24 protein-coding genes are annotated in these 25,127 nt (G+C 63.9%); 11 read left to right on the top strand and 13 right to left on the bottom strand.

The window, feature by feature from the left end:
* Nucleotides 1-7 precede the first annotated feature (7 nt).
* The 7 genes from NCT05_RS09285 to NCT05_RS09255 all read right to left on the bottom strand — a co-directional run bounded on the left by NCT05_RS09285 (nt 8) and on the right by NCT05_RS09255 (nt 7,386).
* Nucleotides 8-2,095, bottom strand: coding sequence for a TonB-dependent receptor family protein (locus NCT05_RS09285; protein WP_250502171.1), 2,088 nt, complete (start codon nt 2,093-2,095; stop codon nt 8-10).
* A gap of 161 nt (nt 2,096-2,256) precedes the next feature.
* The gene (locus NCT05_RS09280) at nt 2,257-2,649 is read right to left on the bottom strand and encodes a DUF2946 domain-containing protein (RefSeq protein WP_034473427.1); all 393 of its coding nucleotides are present in this window, start codon (nt 2,647-2,649) and stop codon (nt 2,257-2,259) included.
* A 504-nt stretch (nt 2,650-3,153) separates the two neighbouring features.
* Nucleotides 3,154-3,396 (bottom strand): DUF2795 domain-containing protein, encoded by a 243-nt coding sequence (locus tag NCT05_RS09275; protein ID WP_034473428.1) that lies wholly within the window; start codon nt 3,394-3,396, stop codon nt 3,154-3,156.
* 39 nt (nt 3,397-3,435) lie between these two features.
* On the bottom strand, nt 3,436-3,702 hold the full coding sequence (locus NCT05_RS09270) for a hypothetical protein (RefSeq protein WP_250502170.1): 267 nt from the start codon (nt 3,700-3,702) through the stop codon (nt 3,436-3,438).
* A gap of 228 nt (nt 3,703-3,930) precedes the next feature.
* Complete coding sequence (locus NCT05_RS09265) at nt 3,931-5,667, bottom strand: ClcB-like voltage-gated chloride channel protein (RefSeq protein WP_250502169.1); 1,737 nt, start codon at nt 5,665-5,667, stop codon at nt 3,931-3,933.
* Nucleotides 5,668-5,821: 154 nt separating this feature from the next.
* A complete protein-coding gene (locus NCT05_RS09260) occupies nt 5,822-6,625 on the bottom strand; it encodes an aldo/keto reductase (protein WP_250502168.1) in 804 nt (267 codons plus the stop codon).
* A gap of 26 nt (nt 6,626-6,651) precedes the next feature.
* Nucleotides 6,652-7,386: a glutathione S-transferase gene (locus tag NCT05_RS09255; protein ID WP_250502167.1), complete on the bottom strand. Its 735-nt coding sequence runs from the start codon at nt 7,384-7,386 to the stop codon at nt 6,652-6,654.
* 191 nt (nt 7,387-7,577) lie between these two features.
* On the opposite strand from NCT05_RS09255, the gene NCT05_RS09250 reads away from it, so the two are divergent.
* Complete coding sequence (locus tag NCT05_RS09250) at nt 7,578-8,819, top strand: cystathionine gamma-synthase family protein (protein WP_034473432.1); 1,242 nt, start codon at nt 7,578-7,580, stop codon at nt 8,817-8,819.
* 21 nt (nt 8,820-8,840) lie between these two features.
* On the opposite strand, the gene NCT05_RS09245 is transcribed toward NCT05_RS09250, so the two are convergent.
* The 4 genes from NCT05_RS09245 to NCT05_RS09230 form a co-directional block, all read right to left on the bottom strand.
* Nucleotides 8,841-9,779, bottom strand: coding sequence for a dimethyl sulfoxide reductase anchor subunit family protein (locus tag NCT05_RS09245; RefSeq protein ID WP_250502166.1), 939 nt, complete (start codon nt 9,777-9,779; stop codon nt 8,841-8,843).
* 19 nt (nt 9,780-9,798) lie between these two features.
* Nucleotides 9,799-10,530: a 4Fe-4S dicluster domain-containing protein gene (locus NCT05_RS09240; RefSeq protein WP_175982236.1), complete on the bottom strand. Its 732-nt coding sequence runs from the start codon at nt 10,528-10,530 to the stop codon at nt 9,799-9,801.
* Between the two features lie 11 nt (nt 10,531-10,541).
* Nucleotides 10,542-13,472, bottom strand: coding sequence for a molybdopterin oxidoreductase family protein (locus NCT05_RS09235; RefSeq protein WP_250502165.1), 2,931 nt, complete (start codon nt 13,470-13,472; stop codon nt 10,542-10,544).
* Nucleotides 13,473-13,547: 75 nt separating this feature from the next.
* On the bottom strand, nt 13,548-14,618 hold the full coding sequence (locus tag NCT05_RS09230; RefSeq protein ID WP_250502164.1) for a YeiH family protein: 1,071 nt from the start codon (nt 14,616-14,618) through the stop codon (nt 13,548-13,550).
* 114 nt (nt 14,619-14,732) lie between these two features.
* On the opposite strand from NCT05_RS09230, the gene NCT05_RS09225 reads away from it, so the two are divergent.
* From NCT05_RS09225 to NCT05_RS09190, 8 genes are all read left to right on the top strand, one after another.
* Nucleotides 14,733-15,623, top strand: coding sequence for a LysR family transcriptional regulator (locus NCT05_RS09225; RefSeq protein WP_250502177.1), 891 nt, complete (start codon nt 14,733-14,735; stop codon nt 15,621-15,623).
* 141 nt (nt 15,624-15,764) lie between these two features.
* On the top strand, nt 15,765-16,574 hold the full coding sequence (locus NCT05_RS09220; RefSeq protein ID WP_250502163.1) for a sugar phosphate isomerase/epimerase family protein: 810 nt from the start codon (nt 15,765-15,767) through the stop codon (nt 16,572-16,574).
* Between the two features lie 56 nt (nt 16,575-16,630).
* Nucleotides 16,631-17,632, top strand: a complete 1,002-nt coding sequence (locus NCT05_RS09215) for a sugar kinase (RefSeq protein WP_034473439.1) — start codon at nt 16,631-16,633, stop codon at nt 17,630-17,632.
* 44 nt (nt 17,633-17,676) lie between these two features.
* Complete coding sequence (locus NCT05_RS09210; RefSeq protein WP_008349482.1) at nt 17,677-18,960, top strand: MFS transporter; 1,284 nt, start codon at nt 17,677-17,679, stop codon at nt 18,958-18,960.
* Between the two features lie 82 nt (nt 18,961-19,042).
* A complete protein-coding gene (locus tag NCT05_RS09205; RefSeq protein ID WP_175983252.1) occupies nt 19,043-20,011 on the top strand; it encodes a 2-hydroxyacid dehydrogenase in 969 nt (322 codons plus the stop codon).
* Nucleotides 20,012-20,114: 103 nt separating this feature from the next.
* Complete coding sequence (locus NCT05_RS09200; RefSeq protein ID WP_034473442.1) at nt 20,115-21,206, top strand: LacI family DNA-binding transcriptional regulator; 1,092 nt, start codon at nt 20,115-20,117, stop codon at nt 21,204-21,206.
* A complete protein-coding gene (locus tag NCT05_RS09195; RefSeq protein ID WP_250502162.1) occupies nt 21,207-21,998 on the top strand; it encodes a YhfC family intramembrane metalloprotease in 792 nt (263 codons plus the stop codon).
* 38 nt (nt 21,999-22,036) lie between these two features.
* Nucleotides 22,037-22,402: a DUF3022 domain-containing protein gene (locus tag NCT05_RS09190; protein WP_008349491.1), complete on the top strand. Its 366-nt coding sequence runs from the start codon at nt 22,037-22,039 to the stop codon at nt 22,400-22,402.
* A 6-nt stretch (nt 22,403-22,408) separates the two neighbouring features.
* Here NCT05_RS09190 and NCT05_RS09185 read toward each other — a convergent pair whose 3' ends face one another.
* Nucleotides 22,409-22,837, bottom strand: a complete 429-nt coding sequence (locus NCT05_RS09185; RefSeq protein WP_034473473.1) for a PGDYG domain-containing protein — start codon at nt 22,835-22,837, stop codon at nt 22,409-22,411.
* A 118-nt stretch (nt 22,838-22,955) separates the two neighbouring features.
* Nucleotides 22,956-23,474, bottom strand: a complete 519-nt coding sequence (locus tag NCT05_RS09180) for a Spy/CpxP family protein refolding chaperone (RefSeq protein ID WP_034473444.1) — start codon at nt 23,472-23,474, stop codon at nt 22,956-22,958.
* A 160-nt stretch (nt 23,475-23,634) separates the two neighbouring features.
* Between NCT05_RS09180 and NCT05_RS09175 the strand changes: the two genes are divergently transcribed.
* Together NCT05_RS09175 and NCT05_RS09170 are read left to right on the top strand one after the other, a co-directional pair.
* A complete protein-coding gene (locus NCT05_RS09175; RefSeq protein WP_250502161.1) occupies nt 23,635-24,525 on the top strand; it encodes a LysR family transcriptional regulator in 891 nt (296 codons plus the stop codon).
* A gap of 112 nt (nt 24,526-24,637) precedes the next feature.
* Nucleotides 24,638-25,093 (top strand): Lrp/AsnC family transcriptional regulator, encoded by a 456-nt coding sequence (locus NCT05_RS09170; RefSeq protein WP_008349499.1) that lies wholly within the window; start codon nt 24,638-24,640, stop codon nt 25,091-25,093.
* Nucleotides 25,094-25,127 lie beyond the last annotated feature (34 nt).

Genomic DNA, 25,127 nt, shown 5'->3' with positions numbered 1-25,127 from the left:
CGCGCGCTCAGAACGCGTAGCGCACGCCCGCGAAGATGCTGCGGCCTTCGCCCGGATAGAAGATCGCGGTCGACGACGCGGTGCGCGCATCCGCGATCGTGCTGATGTCGCTCACGTAGCGCTTGTTGGTCAGATTGCGCGCGTCGAGAAACACCGAGAGGCCGTTGCGAAAATCCATCCCCGCCTGCACGCCGATGAGCGTATAGCCCGGCACGCGCAACGTGTTGGCGTCGTCGGCCCACGCGCCCGCCGGCACCCAGTCGACGGATGCGGAAATGTGAAAGCCGTTCGGCCGCGCATAGCCGAGCACGGCGCGCAACACGTTCACCGGCACGCCCGCGATGCGGTTGTTGCCGTACTGCGGATCGTCCTTGAAGCGGAAATCGCTCAGGTTCCACAAGCCCGACAGCGTGATCCTGTCGCCCGCGCCCGCGTGCGTGACGTCGCGCCACACATCGACCGATACGCCGGCTTCGATGCCCTGCAGCACCGTCTTGTTCGCATTGAACGTCGATGCCGGTATGTCGGGATTCGTCGTGTACTGAAGCAACTGGTCGCGCACGAGCGAGCGATACGCGGTGACGTCCCAGCTCACGCGATCGCGCGTGCCGCGCGTGCCGAGCTCGAGCGTCCACGCATGCTGCGACGTGAGCGGCGTGAATTGCGTCGTGCTCGAAAAGGTCTGCGTGAGATCGCCGAAATCCGGCACGTCCTGGCTGCGCGTAATGTCCACATACGCCTGGATGTCGCGATTCGGCTGCCACATCAACCCGAGCTTCGGATTCACGCCGCTGAATGTCTCGCTAGCCGACTTGTAGTTCGGATCGGCCGCGAGCCCGCCGTGATCGACATACTTGCGCACGTCGCGCAACGCCTTGAAGCCGGCCATCAGCGCGACGGTCGGCAGGAAGAACAGACGGTCTTCGACGTACGCCTCGTAGTTGTAGGCGCTTTGCGTCGAATCGAGCGTTTGCGCGCCTTCGTTGCCCGACACGTTCACGTACTGCCGCGCCTGCGTGTTGCCGCCGAAGAAACGCGCGCCCGCGATGACATCGTTGCGCATCCCGCTCACGTTGAACGTCGCGGTATAGCGCGGCGCGATGCCGTAGGTCCAGCCGTCCTGATCGATGACCTGGAAGATCGGGTGATACAGACTCTTGTGGATTGCCCACGTGACGATATCGAGCTGGCCGACATCGAGCTTGACGGTCGTCTTGTTGGCGATGCGCTCGGTGCGCGTATCGCGCGCCTGATCGCCCGCCAGCGCGCTCGCGGATGCCTTCGTCGGATTGTCGAGCGCGTCGGAAAGCGAGAGCGTGCCGGGAAGCTGCTGATCGACGACATACGCGCCGAGATAGAAGCGCGTCTCCACATCCGGCGAGAAGCGATAGCCGACATTCGCGTTGAACTGCTCGTACTGGCCGCGCTCGTGATCGCGATAACCGTCCGCATGATTCACCGAGAACGTGCCAATGAAATCCAGCGGACCCATCACGCGCGAAAACTGCGCGCTGCCCCGGATCGTGCCGAAGCTGCCGCCTTCGAGCCGCACGATGTTCGGCGCATCGGCGGTGTAGGCGGAAGGCGTGACGAAATCGATCGCGCCGCCCATCATCGACGAGCCGTACGCGAGGCCGTTGCCGCCCTTGTAGACATCGACGGATTGCAGCGCGAGCGGGTCGATCTGATAGTAGTCGCCGCTGCCATCGGCGAGATTGGTCGGGATGCCGTCCTGCAGTATCTCCAGCCCGCGCGTGTGATAGCCGCGCGCGAGGCCCGAGCCGCGAATCGAGAGGCGCAACTCCTGGCCGTAGCGGTTCTGCACGAACACGCCGGGCACGTTCTTGAGGACGTCGCGCAACGTGAAGGCGTAGGTGTTCTGGTAATCGGCGCTATCGACGAAGCCGACCGAGCCGACCGTCGCGTCGAGCGTGCGCTTCTGATCGGCGACGTTTTGCGATGTCAGCGAATGTTGCGCCTGTCCTTGAACGATGACGGCGGGAAGCGTCGCGGGTTCGGCCTGCGCGAATGCGCGGGTCGCGGCGAGCGCGGTGAGGCCCGTCATGAGGGCGCGTTGTCGGGCGAGTCGCTTCATGGCAGCGTCCTCGCTTCTGCGTGTGCGGACGGCACGACGCCGCCCCTTGCTGAAAGTGAGCATGGTTCTTCTTCGAATTCGTGATGAATGAGCGCGGCGCGACGCGATGGACGCGCGGCGCCGTTCGATGCCGCGAAAGGCAATCGATCCGTTAGGACGAATCAGACGAGAACCGGAGGGGCGCGAGGCTGCGCAGTGGTGAAAGGAGGCGCGGGACGCTCGATGCGAATCCGCGCGACCGCGACGCTGCGGCGCGCAGGAACGTCGAGCGCTGCGGGGGCGCGTGCAGCGGAGATGGCGGGCGCGTGCGCGAAGAAGTGACAGTAGCCGCAAGCCTGGTCGTCGAGATGCGCGAGCGTGTCTGTCGAATGCGTCGAATGATGACCACCCGAACGCTCGACTGTCGACGCATGCGCCGAACAGAGCTCGGCGGTGAGTTCGTCGGCATGCGCGCTGGCGGCGATCAGTTGCGAGACCATCGGCGCGAACGTGATCAGCAGCATTGCGAGCAATGCCAGCAGTGAACCCGTTCGTTGATGGAAGCGACTGCGCATGAGGACGAAGATTTGCAAATCCCGAGTGGCGGGATTATGCCACCCGCTTACTTTATATTACAAAGCAAAGCGGACATAAATTTTCGCCATCAGCGCGCGGACATGTTGTCCCCATCAATTGGGGAGCACCCTGTTGAAAACGCGCCTAAAAGTCTGCTAAATGACTGATGCCGAAGGAAAAGTCATGCGCGCTTCAGGTTGCATCAATGCGTATCGGGCTTTGCATAACTTATCCCCAGCGCACGGGGAAAGGGCTGTGGAAAACCGCTTGGCGACTCATCTAGTTTCTTGATTTCGCGCTGAAATCCCCGCGCGACGCGCATCGCGCCACTTTTTCGCTCGCGCGCGCGACATCGATGCGATGCCCGACTTATCCACAATTTCTGTGGACAGCAGTGTTGAAAAGCCTCGCGTAGACGCGTTAAGTCTTTGATGAATAAAGATTTGTACGACCTGATCGAAGACGGGCGAGCGCGTGCATCGCGATCGTGCCGCGCGCCAGGTTCAGATCGAAATTCCGGGACCGCCGTTGCTGCCCAGCAGTTGTTCGACCGAATTCGCGTCCGTGTAGTCCTGCTCGGGCAGGCCGTCGAACACGGTGATGACGTCGTTGGATACGCCCGCCTCGCGCGCCGCATCGACGATCGCGTCCTTGTTGGCGGGGTACTTCACGAGACGTAATACCTGGGCGATCTCGTTGTCGATCGGCTCGTCGTTCAAGGCGTGTTTTGCGTGCGTGTCGGTCATTCCGAGGTCCGGTGTCGAGTCAGTGAATGAGGAGGCGCGTCAGGTCTGGACCTGAATCGTCTGGCTCGCCATGCCGTGACTCGGCGTGCGCGATTTCGGCAGCGGCACATGACGCCAGCGCGCGTGATCGAGATCCTGCGCCGCGACGTCGGGCGCGGGCGGCGATACGGGCGCGGCGTTCACGCGCAGCGCGGCGCGCGTCGCGGCAATGGCGGCGGTGGATTCGTCGGTCGAACTCGTGTGCAGCGGCGCGGCATAGCACGAGACGGAAACCAGAGCCATCGACAACAACGTTGAGGTCTTCATCGGGCAACCCCTCCTCACGTAGGCAGCAGAAAAGACCAAGCAAAGCCTATGCCGATGGATATTTCCGCCACCCGCCGTGCGCTCGGACCATGACAGCGCCGCGCACACGGGCGCGACGAGTGGGCGTCGCGCAGACATACTTCGAGTGAATTGTGAAGTCGATCCGACCCGCGCGAAACGCGCGCACGCGAAGCGTGACGCGCCGCGAAATTGCACGGCTGCGCAGTTTCAGCGCGACGTCGGGTTCAGACGGAAGTATGCGTCCAGAAGTGAGGTTTTGTACACGACGCCGAGCAGCAACGGCTGCGTCTTTTTTTCGATGACCGGCAGGCGTTCGCCCTGGAACGCGAGGAAGTGCTGCAGTGCTTCGCCGAGCGACATGTCGGGCGTGAGCACGTCGAATTCCGGCTGAAGATAATCCGCGGCGGTTTTGGATGCGCAGGTCTTGTCGTCGAGCAGATCCGACGTGATGTTCTTCAGCGCCACCACGCCCTGAAAGCGCCCGGCGTCATCGACGACGTACAGATACTTCACCGGATATTCGAGGAACACGCGCGTCATGTCCTTGATGTTCGCGGACAGCGGCACGACGGTATCGGCGGGCTTGACGAGCTCGCGCATCTGCGTCGCGGCGAGACGCAGGCGCTCTTTCTCTTCACGCGTGCGCCGCAGCGTGACTTCGTACATCGACGTCTGCTCGGACGTGCGCGCGATGAAGTACGCGATCACGCACGAAACCATTAGCGGCAGCATGACCTGATACGACAGCGTCATCTCGAAGATCATCAGGATGGCCATGAGCGGCGCGTGCGTGGCCGCGGCGAGAAACGCGCCCATGCCGACCATCGCGTAGGCGAAGGGCGCGGACGTGGAGTCCGGCCAGATTGAATGCACGCCGATGCCGTAAAGACAGCCGAGCACCGCGCCGACGAAGAGCGTCGGCGTGAAGATGCCGCCGACCGCGCCCGAACCGGCGGTGGCCGCCGTCGCGATGATCTTGAAGACGAGCACGGTGAGCAGCGCGGTCCAGGTCCACGGTTCGTGCAGCAGCGAGTTCACGACTTCGTAACCGTTGCCCCAGACTTCGGGCCACCAGATCGATATCACGCCGACGATCAGCCCGCCCAGCGCGAGGCGCACGGGCAAGGGCAGGGGCAAGGTCGAGAAGCGTTTTTTCGATTCGGCGAGCAGCCGCAGGAAGTGCGGCGCGAGCGTGCCGCAGAGCAGTCCGAGCACGACGAAGAGCAGCACTTCGATGCCGGTGACGGTCGGGAACACCGGCATCTCGTACGGCGGCCTGTAGCCGGCGAACTCGCGCATCGTGATGTTGGCGACGACCGACGAGACGACGATCGGGCCGAAGCTTTCCATCGCCATCGAGCCGAGCACGAGTTCGGTGACGAAGAACGCGCCGGCGATAGGCGCGTTGTACGCCGACGTGATTCCGGCCGCCGCGCCGCACGCGACGAGCAGACGCAGGCGCGGCGGATCGAAGTGCACCCAGCGCCCGATCAGCGACGACACGAGGGCGGCGAGTTGCACCATCGACCCTTCGCGACCGATCGAGCCGCCGCTCGAAATCGTGATGAGCGACGACAAACTGCGCCATACGCTTTGCCAGACGGGCACGACGCCATCGCCAATGGTGACGGCTTCCATGTAGTCCGTGCTCGCATTCTTGCTCGCGCGCTTGCTGGCGATCAGCAGGCAGACGCCCGCGATGAGCCCCCCCACGGCGGGCAACAGCACGCGCACAGGCCAGGGCAGGCTTTGCGCGAGCGCGACGAGACCTTCCGAATGATTGCCGAGGAGCCGCTGAAGGATCTCAATGCCTTCGCGAAAGACGGAGGTGGCGAAAGCACCGGCCACGCCGACGACCACCGCCCAGACGAGCATCGTATGCGAGTCCGACAGACGGAAAAGCCGTTGGGCCCGTGTACGGAGCTTGAGCAGAAAGGAGAGCACTTTTGCGAAATCGTGGAATGCTTAGAAGCAAATGGAATAAGGGACTCGCAAGGATAGCATTGCAGGGCGGCGCTGCGGACGTCGAAACGCGTTCGTCAGAGTCGAAAAAAAGCCCGGCACACGCCTGGCCGGGCTTCGTCGGAGCAATCGCGCGTCACCACTTCGGCGCGAACGGCGGATTCGCATTGCGCTTGCCTTCGTCGAGCGCATCGATTTTCGCGATGTCGTTGGCGTCGAGCTTCAGTTTCTGCGCGTCCCAGTTGGCTTTCTGATGCTCCGGATTCGTCGATGCCGACAGCACCACGATATCGCGCGAAAGCAGCCACGCGAACGTCACCTGCGCGGGCGTCGCGCCATGCTTCCCGGCGATCGCCTTGAGCGTCGCGTCCGTATGCGCGCGCCCTTCGCCGAGCGGCATGTACGCGGTCACTTTCACGCCGAGCTTTTGCGTCGCATCGACGAGCGCGCGGTTCGCGAGAAACGGGCTCACTTCAATCTGGTTCGTGACGATCGCGCCGCCGCCCGGCGCCTTCAGCGCTTCTTCGAGCAACGGCGCGGTGAAATTCGACACGCCGTAATGGCGAATCAGCCCGAGCTTCTGCGCTTCCTGCATCGCCGCGAGCGTTTCGGCGATCGGCACCGCGCCGTCGGGCGACGGCCAGTGCACGAGCGCGAGATCGATCGTGCCGATGTCGAGCTTCGCGTGACTGTCCTTCAGGCTCGCGACGAGCGCGTCGTGCGAGAGCCGTTCCCACCAGACTTTCGTCGTTACCCAGATAGCGTCGCGCGCCACGCCCGATTCGCGCACGCCCTGACCGACGGCCGCTTCGTTGTTGTAGTACTGCGCGGTGTCGATATGGCGATAACCAAGCTGCAATGCGCTCTTCACCGCGTTCGTGGTCTTCGCGGCATCGACGCGAAACGTGCCGAGACCGAATGAAGGAATCGTTTCTACCATGCTGGCTCGTGGTGAGTGTCGAGGTTTCAAGCGTCCCGATCGAGTTCGGGATAGTGCCTGAAAATGCCCGATTCGTTGAACGGGATGCGCCGTTCCGAATCGACGTAAGCCGCGATGTTCGGCCGTTGCAGCACCGCATCATGAATCGCGGCCACGCGCGGATACTGCGCGCCGAACTCCTTCATCGCGCGCGGAAAGGCGTAATGCAGGCCATCGACGATCTGGAAGATGGACAGATCCACGTAAGTCGCCGTATCGCCGATCATCTGCGTATCGCCGTGCGGGTTCTGCGCAAGCACGCGCTCGAAGTACTTCATGAACTTCGGCACGCGCTTGTCCAGAAAATTCTGCGTGCGGATTTTCGCCGCGTCCTTTTGATCTTCGTAATAGAGATCGGTCGCGAGCGGATGATGCGTGTCGTGCACTTCGGCGACGAAATCGGCGATCGTCAGTTGCAGGCCGTGCGCGACGTAGCGCAGGCCCTCGTCCTTCGGCGCGAGGTTCAGCTTCGGCCCGAGATAAAGAAGAATGTTCGCGACGTGCGGGACCATCAGCTCGCCGTCCCTGAGAAACGGCGGCGCAAACGGAATATGCGGCTCAGTCTTGCTGTTCAGGACTTTCATCATCGCGTCCATGCCGTAGCCGCTGTTCTTCGATTCGCGCGCGACGTCGATATATTCGGCGCCCGCATCTTCGAGCGCGAGCCGGACGAATTCGCCTCGGCCCTGCAATCCGTCCCAATAGTAGAGTTCGTAAGCCATGAGAAAGGGCTCCTCGTCGGGGCATGCCGCATCGGCGGCGAAGCGTGAGCGTGCGCGTTTTTGACGTTCGGCGGGAAACGCGCGAACGAAGAGGCGGACGAGCAACACGCGTTCCCGTCGCGCGGCGATGCCATGACTCGTCGCGAATCGTGCAAAATCGATGTTTTGCGTTTTCGAGTAGCGGAGAAGAGATGAACAAGCAAGGCTTCACCACAGGCATCGTTCACGGCGACAGAAACGCGGGCGGCGAGCACGGCGGCGTGCGCCAGCCGATCCACACATCGGTTCAGTACGGATTCGAGCGCGTGGAAGATCTGATCGGCGTCTTCCAGGGCACGAAGAAAGGCGGTTTCAACTACGCGCGTCAGGGCACGCCGACCACCGCCGCGCTCGAACGCAAGATCACGAGCCTCGAAGACGGCATCGGCTCGATCTGCTTCAGCACCGGCATGGCGGGAATCACCGCCATTTTCCTGACCTTGCTGCGCGCGGGCGATCATCTCGTATCGAGCCGCTACGTCTTCGGCAACACCAACAGCCTGTTCGGCACGCTGCGCACGCTCGGCATCGAAGTGACGATGGTCGATGCAACTTCCGCCGAGAACGTCGCGAACGCGATCAAGCCGAATACGCGCATGGTGTTCGTCGAGACCATCGCGAACCCCGGCACGCAGATTCCCGATCTCGAAGGCATCGGCGCGTTGTGCCGCGAGCGCGGCCTCGCGTATGTCGTCGACAACACGATCACGTCGCCGGCGCTGTTCCGGCCCAAGGCGGTCGGCGCGAGCCTCGTCGTCAATTCGCTGACGAAGACCATCGCGGGTCATGGCGCGGCGCTCGGCGGTGCGGTGACGGACACGGGTCTCTTCGACTGGAGCGCCTATCCGAACATCGCCGATGATTACCGCAAATCGCCATCCAAAGAGCAGGGCTTGCTGCAAGTCCGCAAGAAAGGGCTGCGCGACATGGGCGCGTCGCTGTCGTCTGAGCAGGCGCATTCCATCGCGATGGGCGCGGAAACGCTCGCCCTGCGCGTCGCGAAGTGCAGCGAGAACGCGCTCGCGCTCGCCCAGTATCTGGAGAAGCACGAGGCCATCGGGCGCGTGTTTTATCCGGGATTGAAGAGTCATCCGCAATACGAGATCGCTCAGGCGCTGTTCAAGGGTGCGTCGTGGCTGCTGTCGTTCGAGTTGCGCCGCGCAGACCGCATGATCGATGTCGTCAACGCGCTGCAGTTGCCGGTCAAGGCGACGGGCCTCGGCGACACGCGCACGCTCATCATTCCCGTTGCGCCGACGATCTTCTTCGAAGCCGGCCCCGAAGTGCGCAAGTCGATGGGCATTTCCGACGGCATGCTGCGGCTTTCGGCGGGCATCGAAGATATCGACGATCTGATCGCCGATTTCGAGCAGGCGCTCGAGCTCGCGGCATGACCTTGGTGCGCGCCTCGCGCACTACGAGGCGCGCGCGTAGTAAATGTTCTGCGGATGGCGCGCTTCGGCGAAGAAGAACCATCGCTCGGCGACGAGCCCGAGATACTGCGTGACGCACGCGAGGCAGAAGAGCGCGATCGATTGCGCACCGATCCCGAGCAGCATCAGCACGAAGGGCACGGCGAACGCGCCGACGAGAAACGTCCACTTGATGCGCGCGATCGCCTGCGCCGAGCGTCCGTGAAAGAACTCGCGCAGATTGAACGCGCCCGCCGTGAAGCCCCGCGACTTCTGCACGACGTTCGGCCCCTTGATGCCGGTCGCGCTCTGCACGGTCGATTTCGGCCGCAGCTTCGCATTGCGCTTGAGCGCGGCGACGCGCGTCGCGCAGCCCGCGAGCGTCAACGTGCACGCACAAGCGGCGAGACCCGCCGCCAGTGACGGCGCGAGCCACGCGGCGCACGCGGTCGCCAGCGTGAATCCCGATGCGCAGCCGAGCAGCACGAAGTTGACCATCGTGAGCGGCGTCGCCCATTCCTGCAGGAAGCGCAGGCATGCGTAGATCATCGCGGTACAGACGAAAAGCGCCGCCGACGCGATCACGCCGATCACGCCGACGGCAAGCGACCACGGCGCGCCGAGCCAGTGCGCGAAGCCGTACAACGCGGCGCATCCGAGGAACGCGGGCAGGCACAGGCATTCGCGCGACAGCCACGACGTACGCCACATCGCGATGGCGCGCCACGCCCGCTCGGGATGCCCGAGATGGAAAAACGATGCGACGAGGCCCAGCCCGCCGAGCACGACCGACAACGCCGCGCCGAGGATGAAGAACAGTTGCGAAGGCGCGTCGATCAGACCGAGCTTCGCGCACGCTTCGACACCGACGAGCGCAATCAGCAAGCCTTGCGCGGCGCCGCTCAATGTCGTGAGAAACACGACGGAAAACGCGGGTTTCATGTTCGAGCTCCGATGAAAGTCAGACGCGCACGGCCATCGACGCGAGATTGAGTTCGCCGTGCGCTCCGGGTGCGTCCGGCGCTTCGGCGTCTTGAGACTGACAGCCGCACGAGCCGCCGCCGCTGCTGCACGCATTCACGGGACGACGCGGCAAATAATGATTCGCGGGCTTCGTGTCCCATTCGGGCATCAACTGATAGCCGCCGCGCTCCTCGATCGCCTTCGACACGACCGACTCCGGATCGTGGATATCGCCGAAGAGCCGCGCCGACGTCGGACACGCGAGCACGCACGCCGGCTTGCGATCGCGTTCGGGCAGCGCCTCGTTGTAGATGCGATCGGCGCACAGCGTGCACTTCGTCATCTCCTTGCGCGCTTCGTCGAGCTCGCGCGCGCCGTACGGACACGCCCACGCGCAGTACTTGCAGCCGATGCACTTGTCGAAGTCCACGAGCACGAGTCCGTCTTCCTTGCGCTTGTAGCTCGCGCCGGTCGGACAGACGGGCACGCACGGCGGATCCTCGCAGTGCAGGCACGACTTCGGAAAGTGGATCGTATCGGCGAGCGGAAATTCGCCGGCTTCATACGTCTGCACGCGGTTGAAGAAGGTGCCGGACGGATCGGCGTCGTACGGGCGCTGATCCGCGAGACTGCCAGCTTCGCCGGACGTGTTCCATTCCTTGCAGCTCGTCACGCAGGCGTGGCAGCCGACGCAGACGTTCAGATCGATCACGAGGGCCATTTGAGTCATGCCGGTCTCCTTCAGTTTTTTACGTCGCGCTTGATGGCGTTGCGCAAGCGCGCCGCGAACTCGCCGCGTCCGGCGAAGTACGTCTGCACGACGCGTTGAACCGATCCCGTCATGCCGGGCGATGGACGCATCGGCGCGAATTGCGGCAGCGTGTGATCGGCATCGCTTTCGGCGGGATAGACGCGCACGCGCACGTCGTACCACGCGGCTTGTCCGGTGATCGGATCGGAGTTCGAAAAGCGCAGGCCTTCGCGCGCGGACGCAGGAAGCTCATCCGTGATGAGGTGATTGAGCAAAAAGCCCCGCTGCGATTCGTTCGCGTCGGGACCGAGGCTCCACGCGCCCGATGCCTTGCCGATCGCGTTCCACGTCCACACCGTTCCGGGCTCGACGGCTTCGCTATAGCGCGCCATGCAGCGCACCTTGCCCCATTGCGATTCGACGTAAATCCAGCCGCCGTCCTCGATGCCGTTCGCCTTCGCCATGCGCGGATTCATGTACAACAGGTTCTCGCCGTGAATCTGCCGCAGCCACGCGTTCTGCGAGTCCCACGAGTGATACATCGCCATCGGGCGCTGCGTGACGGCCGCGAGCGGATACTGCGCGAGATCGGTCGTATCGAGTTCCAGCGGCGCGTACCAAAAGGGCAGCGGATCGAAATATTCCTCGATGCGTGCGCGCAAGTGTTCCGGCGGCTGCCGGCCTTTCGTGCGACCCTGCGCGGCGAGGCGGAACTTCTGCATCACGTCGCAATAGAGCTGGATCAGGATCGGCTCGTTGAACTTGCGAAAACCTTTATCGACGGCGAATTGCAGGTACGGCCCGTTCTGGCCGCGCATGTATTGCAGCTCTTGGGGCAGCGTGTAGTGGTAGACGCAATCGTGCTTTGCGTACTCTTCCCATTGATTCGGATTCGGCTCGCCGACGAGCGCGTCCTTGCCGTCCTTGCCGCGCCAGCCGATCAGAAAGCCCACGCCCGACCCCGGCGCCGTCTGATGATTGACGATGAAATCCGGATAGTCGCGATACTTGCGCGTGCCTTCGGGCGTCGTGAACGCGGGCAGCTTCAGGCGGCTGCCGAGCTCGACGAGCACTTCCTGGAACGGACGGCATTCGCCGGTGCGCGGCACGACCGGCACGCGCACGGAATCGACGGGACCGTCGAACTCGGAGATCGGGCGGTCCAGCATCGACATTGCGTCGTGTCGTTCGAGGTAGGTCGTGTCGGGCAGGATGAGATCGGCGAATGCGGTCATCTCCGACTGGAACGCATCGCACACGACGATGAACGGAATCTTGTATTCGCCGTTGACGTGCTTGTCGGCGAGCATGTTGCGCACTTCCATCGTGTTCATCGACGAGTTCCATGCCATGTTGGCCATGAAGATCATCAGCGTGTCGATGGGGTACGGATCGCCGCGCCATGCGTTCGTGATGACGCTGTGCATCACGCCGTGCACCGCGAGCGGATATTCCCACGAGAACGCCTTGTCTATGCGAACCGGCGTGCCGTCGTCGTGGATGAAGAGGTCCTCCGGCGCGGCGGGCCAGCCGAGCGGCCCGCTCGCGAGCGGCGTGTTCGGCTTCACCTGATCGGGATGATTCGGCGGTTTCGCCGATGGCGGCACCGCGCGCGGAAACGGCGACTTGTGCCGGAAACCGCCCGGACGGTCGATCGTGCCGAGCAGCGACATCAGCACGGCGAGCGCGCGGATCGACTGGAAGCCGTTCGAGTGCGCGGCGAGACCGCGCATCGCGTGAAAGGCGATCGGGTTGCCCGTCACGGTGTCGTGCTTCCTGCCCCAACAATCGGTCCATTGAATCGGCAGCGTGATCTCGTGATCGCGGCTCGTCTGGATCATTTCGGCGGCGAGGCGTTCGATCGTCGCGGCGGGAATACCGGTGATGTCCGCGGCCCATTCCGGCGTGCACGTCGCGACCTGCTCGCGCAGCAAGGCGAAGGAGGGCGCGACGCTCGTGCCGTCGTCGAGCGTGTAGCGGCCATCGAGCGCGGGAGCGGCATCGTCGGCGTGATGCGCGACCGCGCGATTCGTCTTCGTGTCCCACCAAAGATGATTCTGCGGAAAGAGCGGATTCGATTCGGCCGCGCTTTCGTCCTTCACGAAAAGGCCGAACGTGTCGCTCGCTTCGTTCATATCGAGCAGTTCGGCCGCGTTCGTATAGCGCGTGACGAATTCGTGATCGTAGGCGTCGGCGGCGATCAGTTCGTGGATCAGCGCCATGAAAAGCGCGCCGTCTGTGCCGGGGCGGATCGGCACCCATTCGTCGGCGATGGCCGCGTAGCCCGTGCGGACCGGATTGATCGCGATGAAGCGTCCGCCCGCGCGCTTGAATTTCGATATCGCGATCTTGAGCGGATTCGAGTGATGATCCTCCGCCGTGCCAATCATGAAGAAGAGCTTCGCGCGGTCGAGATCCGGGCCGCCGAATTCCCAGAACGAGCCGCCGATCGTATAAATCATGCCCGCGGCCATGTTCGCCGAGCAGAAGCCGCCGTGGGCCGCGTAGTTGGGCGTGCCGAAGTTCTTCGCGAAGAGGCCGGTCAGCGCCTGCATCTGATCGCGTCCGGTGAAGAGCGCGAATTTCTTCGGATCGGTGGCGCGCAGGTGTGCGAGACGCTTTTCGAGCGTATCGAGCGCGAGCTCCCACGAGACCGGCTCGAACTGCGCTTCGCCGCGCAGTGCGCCGGGTTTTCGCATCAGCGGCTGCGTGAGGCGTGCGGGCGAATACTGCTTCATGATGCCCGACGCGCCTTTCGCGCAGATCACGCCTTGATTGAGCGGATGGTTCGGATTGCCGTCGATGTATCTGACTTCGCCGTCGCGCAGATGCACGCGGATGCCGCAACGGCACGCGCACATGTAGCACGTCGTGGTCTTGACATCGAGCTTCTCGTTCTGGGTACGAGCGCCGTGTTCCATGAGTGCTCCTTCTAAAGCGTTATCGCGCGACGGGGACGTTCGCGCGATTCGGTACTTCACTGCATCGGCGATCGATCAGCTGAAGAGGCGTTCGACGCCGAGCGTGATCGCGAGGCCGCCGCCGACCAGCCACGCATACAGGATCGCGCCGGTTGCAAGCGCACGCGGGCCGGCCTGACGGATCTGCGCGATGCGCGTCTCCATGCCGAGCGCGGTCATGGCCATCGTGAGCGCGAAGGTGTCGAGCGTGTTGATCGTGCTCGTGGCGGCATCGGGCAGAACGTGCAGCGAATTCAGGACGACGAGCGCGAGAAAGCCGAGCGCGAACCAGGGCACCGCGATCTTGCCGTTGCCTTGCGCCGCGCCGTCCGCCGTGTTGCGCGAGCGGCTGATCCAGAAACCGATGACGAGCAGCACGGGCACGAGCAGCATCACGCGCGTCATCTTGACGATGGTCGCGATATGCGTCGCTTCCGGGCTGACGTTGCTCGCCGCACCGACGACCTGCGCCACTTCGTGAATCGTGCCGCCGAAAAAGAGGCCCGCGCCGAGCGTATCGAGATGCAGCCAGCCGGCGTTGAACGCGAGCGGGTAAAGGAACATCGAGAGCGTGCCGAACAGCACGACGCTGCCCACCGCCATCGCGCTCTTGTGCGGCTTCGATTGCAACGTCGATTCGAACGCGAGCACCGCGGCCGCGCCGCAAATCGCGCTGCCGGCTGCCGTGAGGAGTGCGGTATCGCGATCGAGCTTCATCAGCTTCATGCCGGCCCACGTACCGATGACGAGCGTGCTGACCACGACCAGCACCGACACCGTGAAACCCGACACGCCGACTTGCGCGATTTCCTGAAGGCTGATGCGCAGCCCGAAGAACGCGACCGCGATGCGCAGCAGCTTGCGCGCGGAGAAGTTGACGCCGGCCGCCCAGCTTTCCGGCATGCCGTGACGCAGCGCATTGCCGTAGATCGCGCCCGCGACGATGCCGACGATCAGCGGGCTGATGCCGAGCCCGGCGATAGCGGGCAGCGAAGCGAGGCGCGTGACGGCGGCGGCGAACAAGGCGACGAAGAGAATGCCGTTGAGTTGCCCGCGTCTGGATGATGCGGCCGGCGCAAGCGTTTGGGCGGACTGAACCGTGGACATGGATGAACCCGTTTGATGATGATGACTCGATGGGCTAATCCTATTCTCGATATATGAATATGAAAAATCGTGATTTAGAATGGGAAGTATCGGACCACCTTATATTTGAAACAGATGACCCCGGAACAGCTGATAACGTTCGCAACGGTCGCAGAGCACAGCAACATCAGCCGGGCGGCGGTGGCCTTGCATTTGTCGCAGCCCGCCGTGTCGGGGCAGTTGCGCCTGCTGCAGGAGGAATTCGGCGAGCCGCTTTATCAGCGTGATGGCCGCGGCGTGCGCCTGACCGCAGCCGGCGAGCAGTTGCTCGGCCATGCGGAACGCCTGCGCGAGACATTTCGCGCGGCGCACGCGCTGCGCGACGCATTGCGCGGGCTGGAGCGCGGCACGCTGCGCATCGGCGCGAGCACGACGCCCGCGAGTTATTTGCTGCCGTATCTGATCGCTGCGTTTCACAAGCGCTTTCCGGAAGTCGTCGTGACGACCATCGACGGCAATACCGCCGATATCGTCGCTGCGCTCGGCTCGCTCGATATCGCGCTCGTCGAAGGCGCGCCGGGACACGATCTGCCGCTCGGCACCACCGTCACACCGTGGCGCGAGGACGAAATCGTCGCGATCCTGCCGAATGGTCATCCGCTTGCCGACGGGCGCGATGCCGCCACGCTCGATCAGCTGAGCGAGCATCCGCTCGTGCTGCGCGAGCCCGGCTCGGGCGTGCGGCAGATCATCGAGCGCGCGTTCGCCGATTGCGATGCGCCCATGCGCGTCGCGCTGGAAATCGCGGGCGTCGAGGGCGTGAAGGAGGCGGTGCGCGCGGGCATGGGCATCGGCTTCGTATCGGCGATGTCGATCCGCCACGAGGACAGCGCGTTGCGTCGCGTGCGTATCGCGCCGCGACCGCTCACGCGGCGTTTTTCGATTCTGCTGCCGCACGCGGCAACGCCGTCACGCGTCGCGGCGCGTTTCCTGGAGTTGTGCGAGGAACCGGGTCTCATCGGCTAGGGAATTCCACTATGGCGCGTCGATGGCGGTCTGACGCACCATTCGTTCTCAACAGGGGCGCTGCGGCGTCCTTTTCGAAAATCGTTTATGGAACCGGTTCCACCGAGGAATTTCGAGGCCAAAACCCATAGTGAGAAGCGAGTGAATCAAAAATCCCGCATCGATGAAAAGCGCGCAGAAGTTGTGATCGTGGCGAGCGCGTTCGGCGCCGATGCGATCCGTCGCGATGGCCACGCCGCGTGGGCGGCGGTCGCGGCGCGCGCGGGTGCGGATGGCTTCGAAGTGCGCCGCGAGTTGTTCGCCGATGACGCCGATTCGCAGCCCGATGCACTCGCGCAGCTCGGCGCACGGATTCGCGCGCACGGATTGTGGGCCGTCCATTCGACGCCCGCGACGCTGTTCCGCGACGACGGCGCGCTCGATCTCGATTCGCTGCGGCTCGCCATCGACGAGGCAGCGGCGATGGACGCGCGCATCGTCAAGCTGCAACTGGGCGGCACGGAGCGTGGTGTCGCGACCGATCCGGCCACGCTCGATCGCCTGATGTCGGCGATCGCCGCGTCGAAAGCGCGCGTGGTCGTCGAAAACGGACAACTGAAGGCAGGCGGCACGATCGGCGCGTTCGATGCGCTCTTCGCCGCGCTGCCCGCGCGAAGCGGCCTCGCGATGACTTTCGACACCGGAAACTGGCACTGGGCGGAGCAGGATCCGCTCGACGCGGCGCAGCGCCTCGCGCCGCACGTCGCGTACGTGCACTGCAAGCCGGTGATGGGCGAGGGCGCGCGCCGTTTTGCCGCCGCGCCCGCGAACGGCGACGCGCGTTTCGCGACGCTGCTCGCGCAGTTGCCGGGCGATGTGCCGCGCGGCATCGAATATCCGTTCATTCCGGGCGCGGACGGTTCGCTCGACGCCGACGCGGCGCGCCAGGTCGCACGAATCGCGGCATTTTGAATGCCACTTTGAATTACGCATTTTGCATTCAGCATTCATCTGCAAAGGAACCCGACATGCAAGCCAAGCCTGAAGCCCTCGACGTCGTCACTTACGGCGAAGCGATGACGATGTTCGTCGCCGCCGTTACCGGCGATCTCGCGAAGGCCGGTCAATTCACGAAGCGCGTCGCGGGCGCGGATCTGAACGTCGCGATCGGTTTGTCGCGCCTTGGCTTCAAGGTGGGCTGGATGAGCCGCGTCGGCAACGATTCGTTCGGGCGCTATGTGCTCGACGTACTCGCATCCGAAGGCATCGACGCGCGCCGTGTGACGATCGACGAGCGTTATCCGACGGGCTTTCAGCTCAAAGGCAAGTGCGACGACGGCAGCGATCCGGCCGTCGAGTATTTCCGCAAGGGTTCGGCCGCGAGCCATTTGTCGCTCGACGACTACGCCGCCGATTACGTGCTCGGCGCGCGTCATCTGCATCTGACGGGCGTGGCGCCCGCGATCTCGGCGACCTCGCGTGAGCTTGCGTTCCACATGGCCCGCGAAATGCGGGCAGCGGGCAAGACGATCTCGTTCGATCCGAATCTGCGTCCGACGCTGTGGCCGTCGCGCGAGGCGATGGCCGAATCGCTCAATGCGCTCGCCGCGCTCGCCGACTGGGTGCTGCCGGGGGTGTCCGAAGGATTGACGCTGACGGGCTATGCGAAGCCCGAGGACATCGCCGCGTTTTATCTCGATCGGGGAGCGAAGGGCGTCGTCGTGAAGCTGGGCGCGCACGGCGCGTATTTCCGCACGGCGGACGGCGAGCAGGGCATCGTGCCGGGCGTGCCGGTCGAGAAGGTCGTCGATACGGTCGGCGCGGGCGATGGCTTCGCGGTCGGCGTCGTGAGCGCGCTGCTCGAGGGACGCGATGTGCGTCACGCGATCGCGCGCGGCAATCGCATCGGCGCGCTGGCGATTCAGGTGATCGGCGACAGCGAAGGACTGCCGACGCGCGCCGCGCTCGATCTGCTCGAAGCACAGGATTCCAACGACAAGACGGCCAAAGCCGCGTTCGATCTGGCTTGAAAGCCACCAACCGAGACTCAACCGAATTGCGTTCGGAGACAACCATGCAAAGTTCTTCCAATCCCACGCTGGCCGTGCGCCGCTGGTGGGCGATCATGCCGATCGTCTTCATCACGTACAGCCTCGCGTATCTCGACCGCGCCAACTACGGTTTCGCGGCGGCGGCGGGCATCAATCAGGATTTGGGCATCAGCAAGGGACTGTCCTCGCTGATCGGCGCGCTGTTTTTTCTCGGCTATTTCTTCTTCCAGATTCCGGGCGCAATCTATGCCGAACGGCGCAGCGTGAAGAAGCTCGTGTTCTGGAGTCTCGTGCTGTGGGGCGGCTGCGCGACGCTCACGGGCATGGTGAGCAATATCCCTTCGTTGATGGCGATCCGCTTCGTGCTCGGCGTCGTCGAGGCTGCGGTGATGCCGGCGATGCTCGTCTTCATCGCGAACTGGTTCACGAAGTCGGAGCGCTCGCGTGCGAATACGTTTCTGATTCTCGGCAATCCGGTGACGGTGCTGTGGATGTCGGTCGTATCCGGTTATCTCGTGAACTCGTTCGGCTGGCGCCACATGTTCATCGCGGAAGGTTTGCCGGCGGTGGTGTGGGCGGTGATCTGGTGGTTCATCGTGAAGGACAAGCCCGCACAGGTGAGCTGGCTCACGGATCAGGAAAAGAACGATCTCGATGCGACCTTGCGCGCCGAGCAGGCCGCGATCAAGCCGGTGAAGAACTATCGCGAGGCGTTCAAGTCGCCGGCGGTGATCAAGCTGTGTGCGCAGTATTTCTGCTGGAGCATCGGCGTGTATGGGTTCGTGCTGTGGCTGCCTTCGATTCTCAAGAGCGGATCGACGCTCGGGATGGTCGAGACGGGCTGGCTGTCGGCGGTGCCGTATCTTGCGGCGACCATCGCGATGCTGCTGGCTTCGTGGGCCTCAGACAAGCTTCAGGCACGCAAGGCTTTTGTGTGGCCGTTTCTGCTGATCGGCGCGGTGGCGTTTGCAGGTTCCTACCTTCTCGGGTCGACGAACTTCTGGGCTTCTTATGCGTTGCTCGTGATCGCAGGGGCTGCGATGTATGCGCCCTATGGGCCGTTCTTTGCGATCGTGCCGGAGTTGCTGCCGAAGAATGTCGCCGGGGGGGCGATGGCGCTCATCAATAGCATGGGGGCGTTGGGGTCGTTCGTCGGGTCGTATTTTGTGGGGTATTTGAATGGGGCTACTGGATCGCCCTCTGCCTCTTACGTTTTCATGAGCGCCGCGTTGTTGATGGCTGTTTGGCTTACGCTGGCGGTTAAGCCGCAGGCGGCGGTTCGGGCTGGGGTTGTTGTGAGGCCTTGAGGTTTTTGCTTTCGCTTTTCGCTTTTGCTTTCGGTTTCGCCGGATCAGAAGCCCGAGCCAACCAACCCAGACAAAGCAAACCATGACCAAAAAAATCGTAGCCTACAAGGCGTTGCCAAGCGACGTAGAAGCCTATCTCCGCGCCCACGCGGAAGTGGTGAACATCGATCCGAAAAACCACGCCGCATTCGTGCAAGCGCTAACAACCGCCGACGGCGCCATCGGTGCGAGCATAAAGATCTCCCCCGACATGATCGAAGGCGCCCACCGCCTGAAAGCACTGTCGACGATCTCCGTAGGCTTCGACCAGTTCGACGTGCAAGACCTCACCCGCCGCGGCATCGTGCTTACGCACACGCCGGACGTGCTCACCGAATCCACCGCCGACACGGTCTTCGCGCTGATCCTCGCAAGCGCGCGCCGCGTCGTCGAACTCGCCGAATGGGTCAAGCAAGGCAACTGGAAGGCAAGCATCGGTGAAGCGTGTTTCGGCGTCGACGTGCAAGGCAAGACACTGGGCATCGTCGGCCTGGGACGCATCGGCGGGGCCGTCGCACGGCGCGCGGCGCTCGGCTTTCGCATGAACGTGCTCTACACGAATCGCAGCGCGAACGAGCAGGCCGAAAAGGAATACGGCGCAAAGCGTGTCGAGCTCGACGAACTGCTCGCGCAATCCGATTTCGTCTGCCTGCAAGTGCCGCTCACGCCGGAAACGCGCGGTCTCATCGGGGCGAACGAATTGCAGAAAATGAAACGGAGTGCGATTCTGATCAACGCCTCGCGCGGACCGACCGTCGATGAAAACGCGCTCATCGATGCGCTAAAAAACGGCACGATCCGCGGTGCAGGCCTCGACGTGTTCGAGCAGGAACCGCTTCCCGCCGACTCGCCGCTGCTCGCGATGAAAAACGTCGTCGCACTGCCGCATATCGGCTCGGCCACGCACGAAACGCGTCACGCGATGGCGCGAAACGCCGCGGAAAATCTCATCGGCGCACTGAACGGCACGCTCACGCAGAACATCGTCAATCCCGACGTGCTCGCGCGCTGAAACCGTGGGTCGCCCGGTCATGCGCTAACATGCGCGATGCGAGGAGAACGATAATGACGGCATCGCGACTCGCTTCACGGCGAAGCGCGCGCCCACGACCACTATGTCCGACGACCCCACATTGACGAACCGCCCGCCTGCATTCGGCGCGCGCCGCGCGACCATCACCGATGTCGCCCGCGAAGCAGGCACCGGCAAGACCAGCATCTCGCGCTATCTGAACGGCGAGCTCGGCGTGCTGTCGCCCGATCTGCGCGAGCGCATCGAGGCGGCCATCGCCAAGCTCGACTATCGGCCGAATCAGATGGCGCGCGGCCTGAAGCGCGGCCGCAATCGTCTGATCGGCATGCTGCTCGCCGACCTCACGAACCCGTATTCCGTCGAAGTGCTGCAAGGCGTCGAAGCAGCGTGCCACGCGCTCGGCTATATGCCGCTCATCTGTCACGCAGCCAACGAGATCGACATGGAGCGGCGCTATCTGCAATTGCTGACGACGTATCGCGTCGAAGGCGTCATCGTCAACGCGCTCGGCGTGAAGGAAGAACTGCTGCAAGGCTTTGCGCGCGGCGGCATTCCGGTCGTGCTCGTCGATCGCTCGGTCGAAGGTTTCATCACCGACATGGTCGGGCTCGACAATCCCGCCGCCGTGCAGATCGCGACGCGTCATCTCGTCGACGAAGGTTTCGACGAGCTGCTGTTCGTCGTGCAGCCGGTCACGCATGTCAGCTCGCGGCGTCTGCGCGAAGCCGCGTTTCGCGAAACCGTCGCGGCGCTCCATGCAAGCGGCTCGACGCTCGTGATCGATCTCGCCGATGCGGCGCCCGCGCTCGCGGAACTCGACACGCGCGTCACGGCGGCGAAAGCCGCGGGCAAGCGCGTCGCGCTCTTCGCGGCGAACGGGCCGGTCGCGCTGCGCGTCGCGGTGCATCTGAAGGAACGCCACGGCGCGGACTGGCAGGCGAGCGTCGCGCTGATGTCGATCGACGATTCCGAATGGGCGCAGCTCGCCGGCATGACGGCGGTCCGCCAGCCGACGTACGATATCGGCCGGCGCGCGGTCGAATTTCTGCATGAGCGTCTCGGCGGCGCCGCGATGCCCGCGCGCGAATGTCTGCTGCCGGGCGAACTCGTCGTGCGCGCATCGACGACACGCGCGAATCACAACGACGAGCAACAAGCTTCGCAAGGAATCTGAATGATCAGTGTTACGACGTTGCTGAGCCTCGCGCTCGCGACGCTCATCATCGCGGCCATGCCCATCGTGCTGTACAGGAAGCTGCGGCCGCGCTTCGCGATCGTGCCGCGCTACGCGATTCTCGGCATCGCCGTGTTCGCGCTCTTCGCGATGGTCATCGAACGCGCGCTGCACGGCTTCATGCTGAGCAATCCCGTCACGTCGGCGTGGCTCGTCAATCCGGCCGTGTTCGTCGTTTATGGCGCACTCGCGGCGGGGCTGTGCGAGGAAGTCGGACGCTTTCTCGCGATGAAATGGCTCATCTCGCGCGAGCCTGACGCGCTCGACCGGCACGGTCCGGCGCTCGGCTACGGCATCGGGCACGGCGGGGCGGAGGCGTGGATCGTCGGCGTGCTCGTGCAGGTGCAATGGATCGTCTATGCGGTGCTCGCGAATCGCGGCACGCTCGACGCGCATTTCGCGACCGCGCCGCTCGAAGCGATCGCGCGCATTCATCTCGTGCTGATGAGTCTGTCGCCGGTATCGGCGGGCATCTTCCTCGTCGAGCGTGGGAGTGCGTTCGTGCTGCAACTCGGCTTTTCCGCGCTGATGTGGCAAATGCTGCGCGAGCGTTCGCGCCACGCGCTCGCAGTCCTCGTTGCCGCGCATGCGCTCGTCGGCTTGCCAGCCGCGCTTTTTCAGGCGCGGCTCGTGCCGCTCATCGCCGCCGATGCGGTGTATCTCGTGCTCGGCGCGATCGTCGCGGTGGCGCTCGTGCGCTACTACCGGCGAGCCGCGGCGCGCGGCGGTTGAGCGCATCCGCGCCTGCCTGAATCAAATATCGACATCGAATGGACGACTATCAATACGACTGCCCGAGCGCGGATATCGACATGCTCGCGCATGTAATCTGCGATCTCTTTCCCGAGCAGACGCAGTTCGCCGAACGCAAGGACGATGAAGGCCGCACATCGCTCGTGATTCATTACGTGGCGATGCGCTTCGGTTCGAGCGCGCGGCGCATCACGATCGACGTGCGTTTCGATCCGGCCGCGCTCGCGCGTTATCGCGCATTACCGCCACGCATGCACGCGCGCAGTTACGCGGTGCTGCGTGCCTATGTGGAAGCGACGCTCGGATCGCTCGAAGAGATGTACGCGGACGGCCAGACCGTGCCGCGCGAAGTGGACATCGAGATGGGCGAGGACTTCGCGTGAGCGCGCTCAGGCTTCGCGATAGACCTTCGCGAAGCGCGCTGCCTTCACGACGCCGAAATCGCCCGGCGCGTATTGCATGACCCAGTCGCCGGCAGCGCCGGTGAGGGTGTCGCCTGCCGCGGATCGCGCGATCGAGAAGGGTTCGTGCATCTGCTTCGCGAGCACGACGTTCGGACGGTTGCGATAGATGCCCGCCTCGCCGTGCGCGATGCCGCCTTCCGGCACGTACTTCGGATCGAAGCGTTCGCGCGACACGACCCAGCGCTCGCCGCTGGAAGCGGTGACGATCGCATCGCCGCTTGCATAGCGGTTCGGCCCTTCGAGGCTCATGAGTTCGCCCGCGGCAGCCGCGAATTCCACGGTGACGGCTTCGTCCTTCACGACGCGGCGTGCGGCGGGATCGGTGGCGAGATCGAGTTGCGAAAGATGGAGCATGGTGCGATCGGCGAAGATGGTGAGGGAGCGGATCGTAACGGCATTCGCGTCATTTTGCACTCGGCGGACGCAAAAAAACCCGCATCATGCGATGCGGGCTTTCCGATCCGGCGCTCGTTCAGGGCTTCGTCGTCGATGCCGCATCCGCGCCCGCCGCGCGCGAACGATGGTGCGCGCCGCCGCGGCGCGCCTTGCCGTGCTCCGAGCGGAAGCTCGTATCGGCGAGTTTCTTCTGCTCGGGCGAAAGGCTCGCGTAAAGCGGCTCGAAAGCTTCGACGAGCCGCTTCGTGCCGTCCGCGTTGGCTTGCGTGATCTGCTCGTATTGCTTCATGTCGTCGAGCGCGGACATCGTGTCGCGCTGCGCGATGCGCTGGCGGTACAGATCGGCCATGGTGCGGCCGTTGTCGCGCATTACATCGGCGAACTTCGACCACTGCGCTTCCTGCTGCGGCGTGATCTTGAGGCTCGAATGCAGTTCCGCGATACGCTCCTCGACGCGCGCCTCGCGCTTGCTGGCGGCCGGTGCGGACGCAGCGTCCTGCGCGGCGGGCGCCGATGCGGCCGTGGGCGCCGAACTTTGCGCGAAAACCGGGCTCAGTGCGCAGAAAGCGGCCAATGCAACGAGTGTTCTTTTCATTCAAAGTACCTTCGATCGATATAGGAAGCGGCGTGCTTCGTAAGCTGCATGCAAAGCAGCGAAGATCACGCCATCGGCGGATATTAGTATCACGATTGCATGCGGATTCGCCCGCATTGCCACAACTGCTTACATTCGAAACGTCTCTGGAAAAAACGCAGTGGATACCTTGTTGAGCATGCGGGTCTTTGTCGCGATCGTCGAGGCGGGCAGTCTGAGCGCCGCGGCCGAGCGCTTTTCGATCTCAGCGCCGATGGCGGGCAAGCACTTGCAGGCGCTGGAGGCGCGGCTCGATGCGCGTCTCATCGTCCGCACGACGCGTCGTCAGAGCCTGACCGAGATCGGCCGTGAATATTACGAACGCTGCCGCCGCATTCTCGCGGAAGTCGATTCTGCCGACACCCTCGCCGAATCGATGAGCGCGACGCCGCGCGGTGTATTGCGCGTCACCGTGCCGCTGACTTACGGCGTGCAGTTCGTCACGCCCGCCGTGACCGAGTTTCTCGCGGCGTTCGCGCAGATCAGCGTCGAGCTCGATCTGACCAACCGCATGGCCGATATCGTCGAGGAAGGATTCGACGCCGCCGTGCGTATCGGCACGCTCGCCGATTCGAGCTTCGTCGCGCGGCCGCTCAAGCCGTATGCGATGACGGTATGCGCGTCGCCTTCCTATCTTGCGCGCGCGGGCACGCCCGCGACCCCCGCCGATCTCGCGAGCCACGAGTGCCTCGGCTTCTTGCATCTCGGCCGCGAGGCGAGCTGGCGGCTCGAAGGCGAGGACGAGGCGATGCATGCGCGCCGTACGCAGTCCGCGCGCTTTCGCACGAATAACGGGCAGGCGCTCAGGAAGGCCGCGCTCGCCGGCTTCGGCCTCGTGCTTCAACCGCATGCGCTCGTCGAAGACGAACTGAAGAGCGGCGCGCTCGTCGCGGTGCTCCAGGACTTTCTGCCGAAGCCTTCGCCCGTTCATCTCGTCTATCCGCACGATACGCGCGCGACGCCCAAGCTCGCGAGTTTCGTCGATTTCATGGTGACGAAGCTCGGTGTCTGACCGGCGTTCGTATCGCAGCGTCTCGGCGATAATGCAAAACACAAAATGCCGGATGCCAGATGGCATTCAAAACGCATAACCCAAAACACAAAACGCCAAGGACGACGCCCACATGAGACCGCCGCGCCTCGATCAGCTCGACGACATCGATCGCAATCTCGTCGCGCTTCTGCAGATGAACGCGCGCGAGAGCGTCGCGAATCTCGCGCGGCAACTGGGCGTTGCGCGCACGACGGTGATCGCCCGCATGGCGCGGCTCGAAAAGAACAACGTGATCGCGGGCTACGGCGTGCGGCTCGGCCAGGATGTGCTCGACGCGAGCATTCAGGCGTACGTCGGCATCAAGCTCACGCCGAAATACGGCCGCGATCTGCAGAAGCGCTTCGCACGCATGCCGGAGATTCAGTTGCTCTGTGCGGTGAGCGGCGAATTCGACTACGTCGCATGGCTGCGCGCCGATTCGCCGGACCGCCTGAACGACCTGCTGGACGAGATCGGCGTGCTGGAAGGCGTCGAACGGACGACGACGTCGATCATCCTCGCGCGCAAGATCGATCGCGCCGGTTGAGACTCGACGATACAAACGGGATCGATCGATCGTC

Source organism: Caballeronia sp. AZ7_KS35, assembly GCF_023631045.1.
Lineage (GTDB): Bacteria > Pseudomonadota > Gammaproteobacteria > Burkholderiales > Burkholderiaceae > Caballeronia > Caballeronia zhejiangensis.
The sequence above is the reverse complement of the archived record's forward strand: the minus strand, read 5'-3'. Positions and strand labels throughout refer to the sequence as shown.

Excerpts from the sequence above, each read along its gene's own strand:
- NCT05_RS09285 (WP_250502171.1), bottom strand. The coding sequence starts at position 2,095 with ATGAAGCGACTCGCCCGACAACGCGCCCTCATGACGGGCCTCACCGCG.
- NCT05_RS09280 (WP_034473427.1), bottom strand. The coding sequence starts at position 2,649 with ATGCGCAGTCGCTTCCATCAACGAACGGGTTCACTGCTGGCATTGCTC.
- NCT05_RS09275 (WP_034473428.1), bottom strand. The coding sequence starts at position 3,396 with ATGACCGACACGCACGCAAAACACGCCTTGAACGACGAGCCGATCGAC.
- NCT05_RS09270 (WP_250502170.1), bottom strand. The coding sequence starts at position 3,702 with ATGAAGACCTCAACGTTGTTGTCGATGGCTCTGGTTTCCGTCTCGTGC.
- NCT05_RS09260 (WP_250502168.1), bottom strand. The coding sequence starts at position 6,625 with ATGGTAGAAACGATTCCTTCATTCGGTCTCGGCACGTTTCGCGTCGAT.
- NCT05_RS09255 (WP_250502167.1), bottom strand. The coding sequence starts at position 7,386 with ATGGCTTACGAACTCTACTATTGGGACGGATTGCAGGGCCGAGGCGAA.
- NCT05_RS09250 (WP_034473432.1), top strand. The coding sequence starts at position 7,578 with ATGAACAAGCAAGGCTTCACCACAGGCATCGTTCACGGCGACAGAAAC.
- NCT05_RS09245 (WP_250502166.1), bottom strand. The coding sequence starts at position 9,779 with ATGAAACCCGCGTTTTCCGTCGTGTTTCTCACGACATTGAGCGGCGCC.
- NCT05_RS09240 (WP_175982236.1), bottom strand. The coding sequence starts at position 10,530 with ATGACTCAAATGGCCCTCGTGATCGATCTGAACGTCTGCGTCGGCTGC.
- NCT05_RS09235 (WP_250502165.1), bottom strand. The coding sequence starts at position 13,472 with ATGGAACACGGCGCTCGTACCCAGAACGAGAAGCTCGATGTCAAGACC.
- NCT05_RS09230 (WP_250502164.1), bottom strand. The coding sequence starts at position 14,618 with ATGTCCACGGTTCAGTCCGCCCAAACGCTTGCGCCGGCCGCATCATCC.
- NCT05_RS09225 (WP_250502177.1), top strand. The coding sequence starts at position 14,733 with ATGACCCCGGAACAGCTGATAACGTTCGCAACGGTCGCAGAGCACAGC.
- NCT05_RS09215 (WP_034473439.1), top strand. The coding sequence starts at position 16,631 with ATGCAAGCCAAGCCTGAAGCCCTCGACGTCGTCACTTACGGCGAAGCG.
- NCT05_RS09210 (WP_008349482.1), top strand. The coding sequence starts at position 17,677 with ATGCAAAGTTCTTCCAATCCCACGCTGGCCGTGCGCCGCTGGTGGGCG.
- NCT05_RS09205 (WP_175983252.1), top strand. The coding sequence starts at position 19,043 with ATGACCAAAAAAATCGTAGCCTACAAGGCGTTGCCAAGCGACGTAGAA.
- NCT05_RS09200 (WP_034473442.1), top strand. The coding sequence starts at position 20,115 with ATGTCCGACGACCCCACATTGACGAACCGCCCGCCTGCATTCGGCGCG.
- NCT05_RS09195 (WP_250502162.1), top strand. The coding sequence starts at position 21,207 with ATGATCAGTGTTACGACGTTGCTGAGCCTCGCGCTCGCGACGCTCATC.
- NCT05_RS09190 (WP_008349491.1), top strand. The coding sequence starts at position 22,037 with ATGGACGACTATCAATACGACTGCCCGAGCGCGGATATCGACATGCTC.
- NCT05_RS09185 (WP_034473473.1), bottom strand. The coding sequence starts at position 22,837 with ATGCTCCATCTTTCGCAACTCGATCTCGCCACCGATCCCGCCGCACGC.
- NCT05_RS09180 (WP_034473444.1), bottom strand. The coding sequence starts at position 23,474 with ATGAAAAGAACACTCGTTGCATTGGCCGCTTTCTGCGCACTGAGCCCG.
- NCT05_RS09170 (WP_008349499.1), top strand. The coding sequence starts at position 24,638 with ATGAGACCGCCGCGCCTCGATCAGCTCGACGACATCGATCGCAATCTC.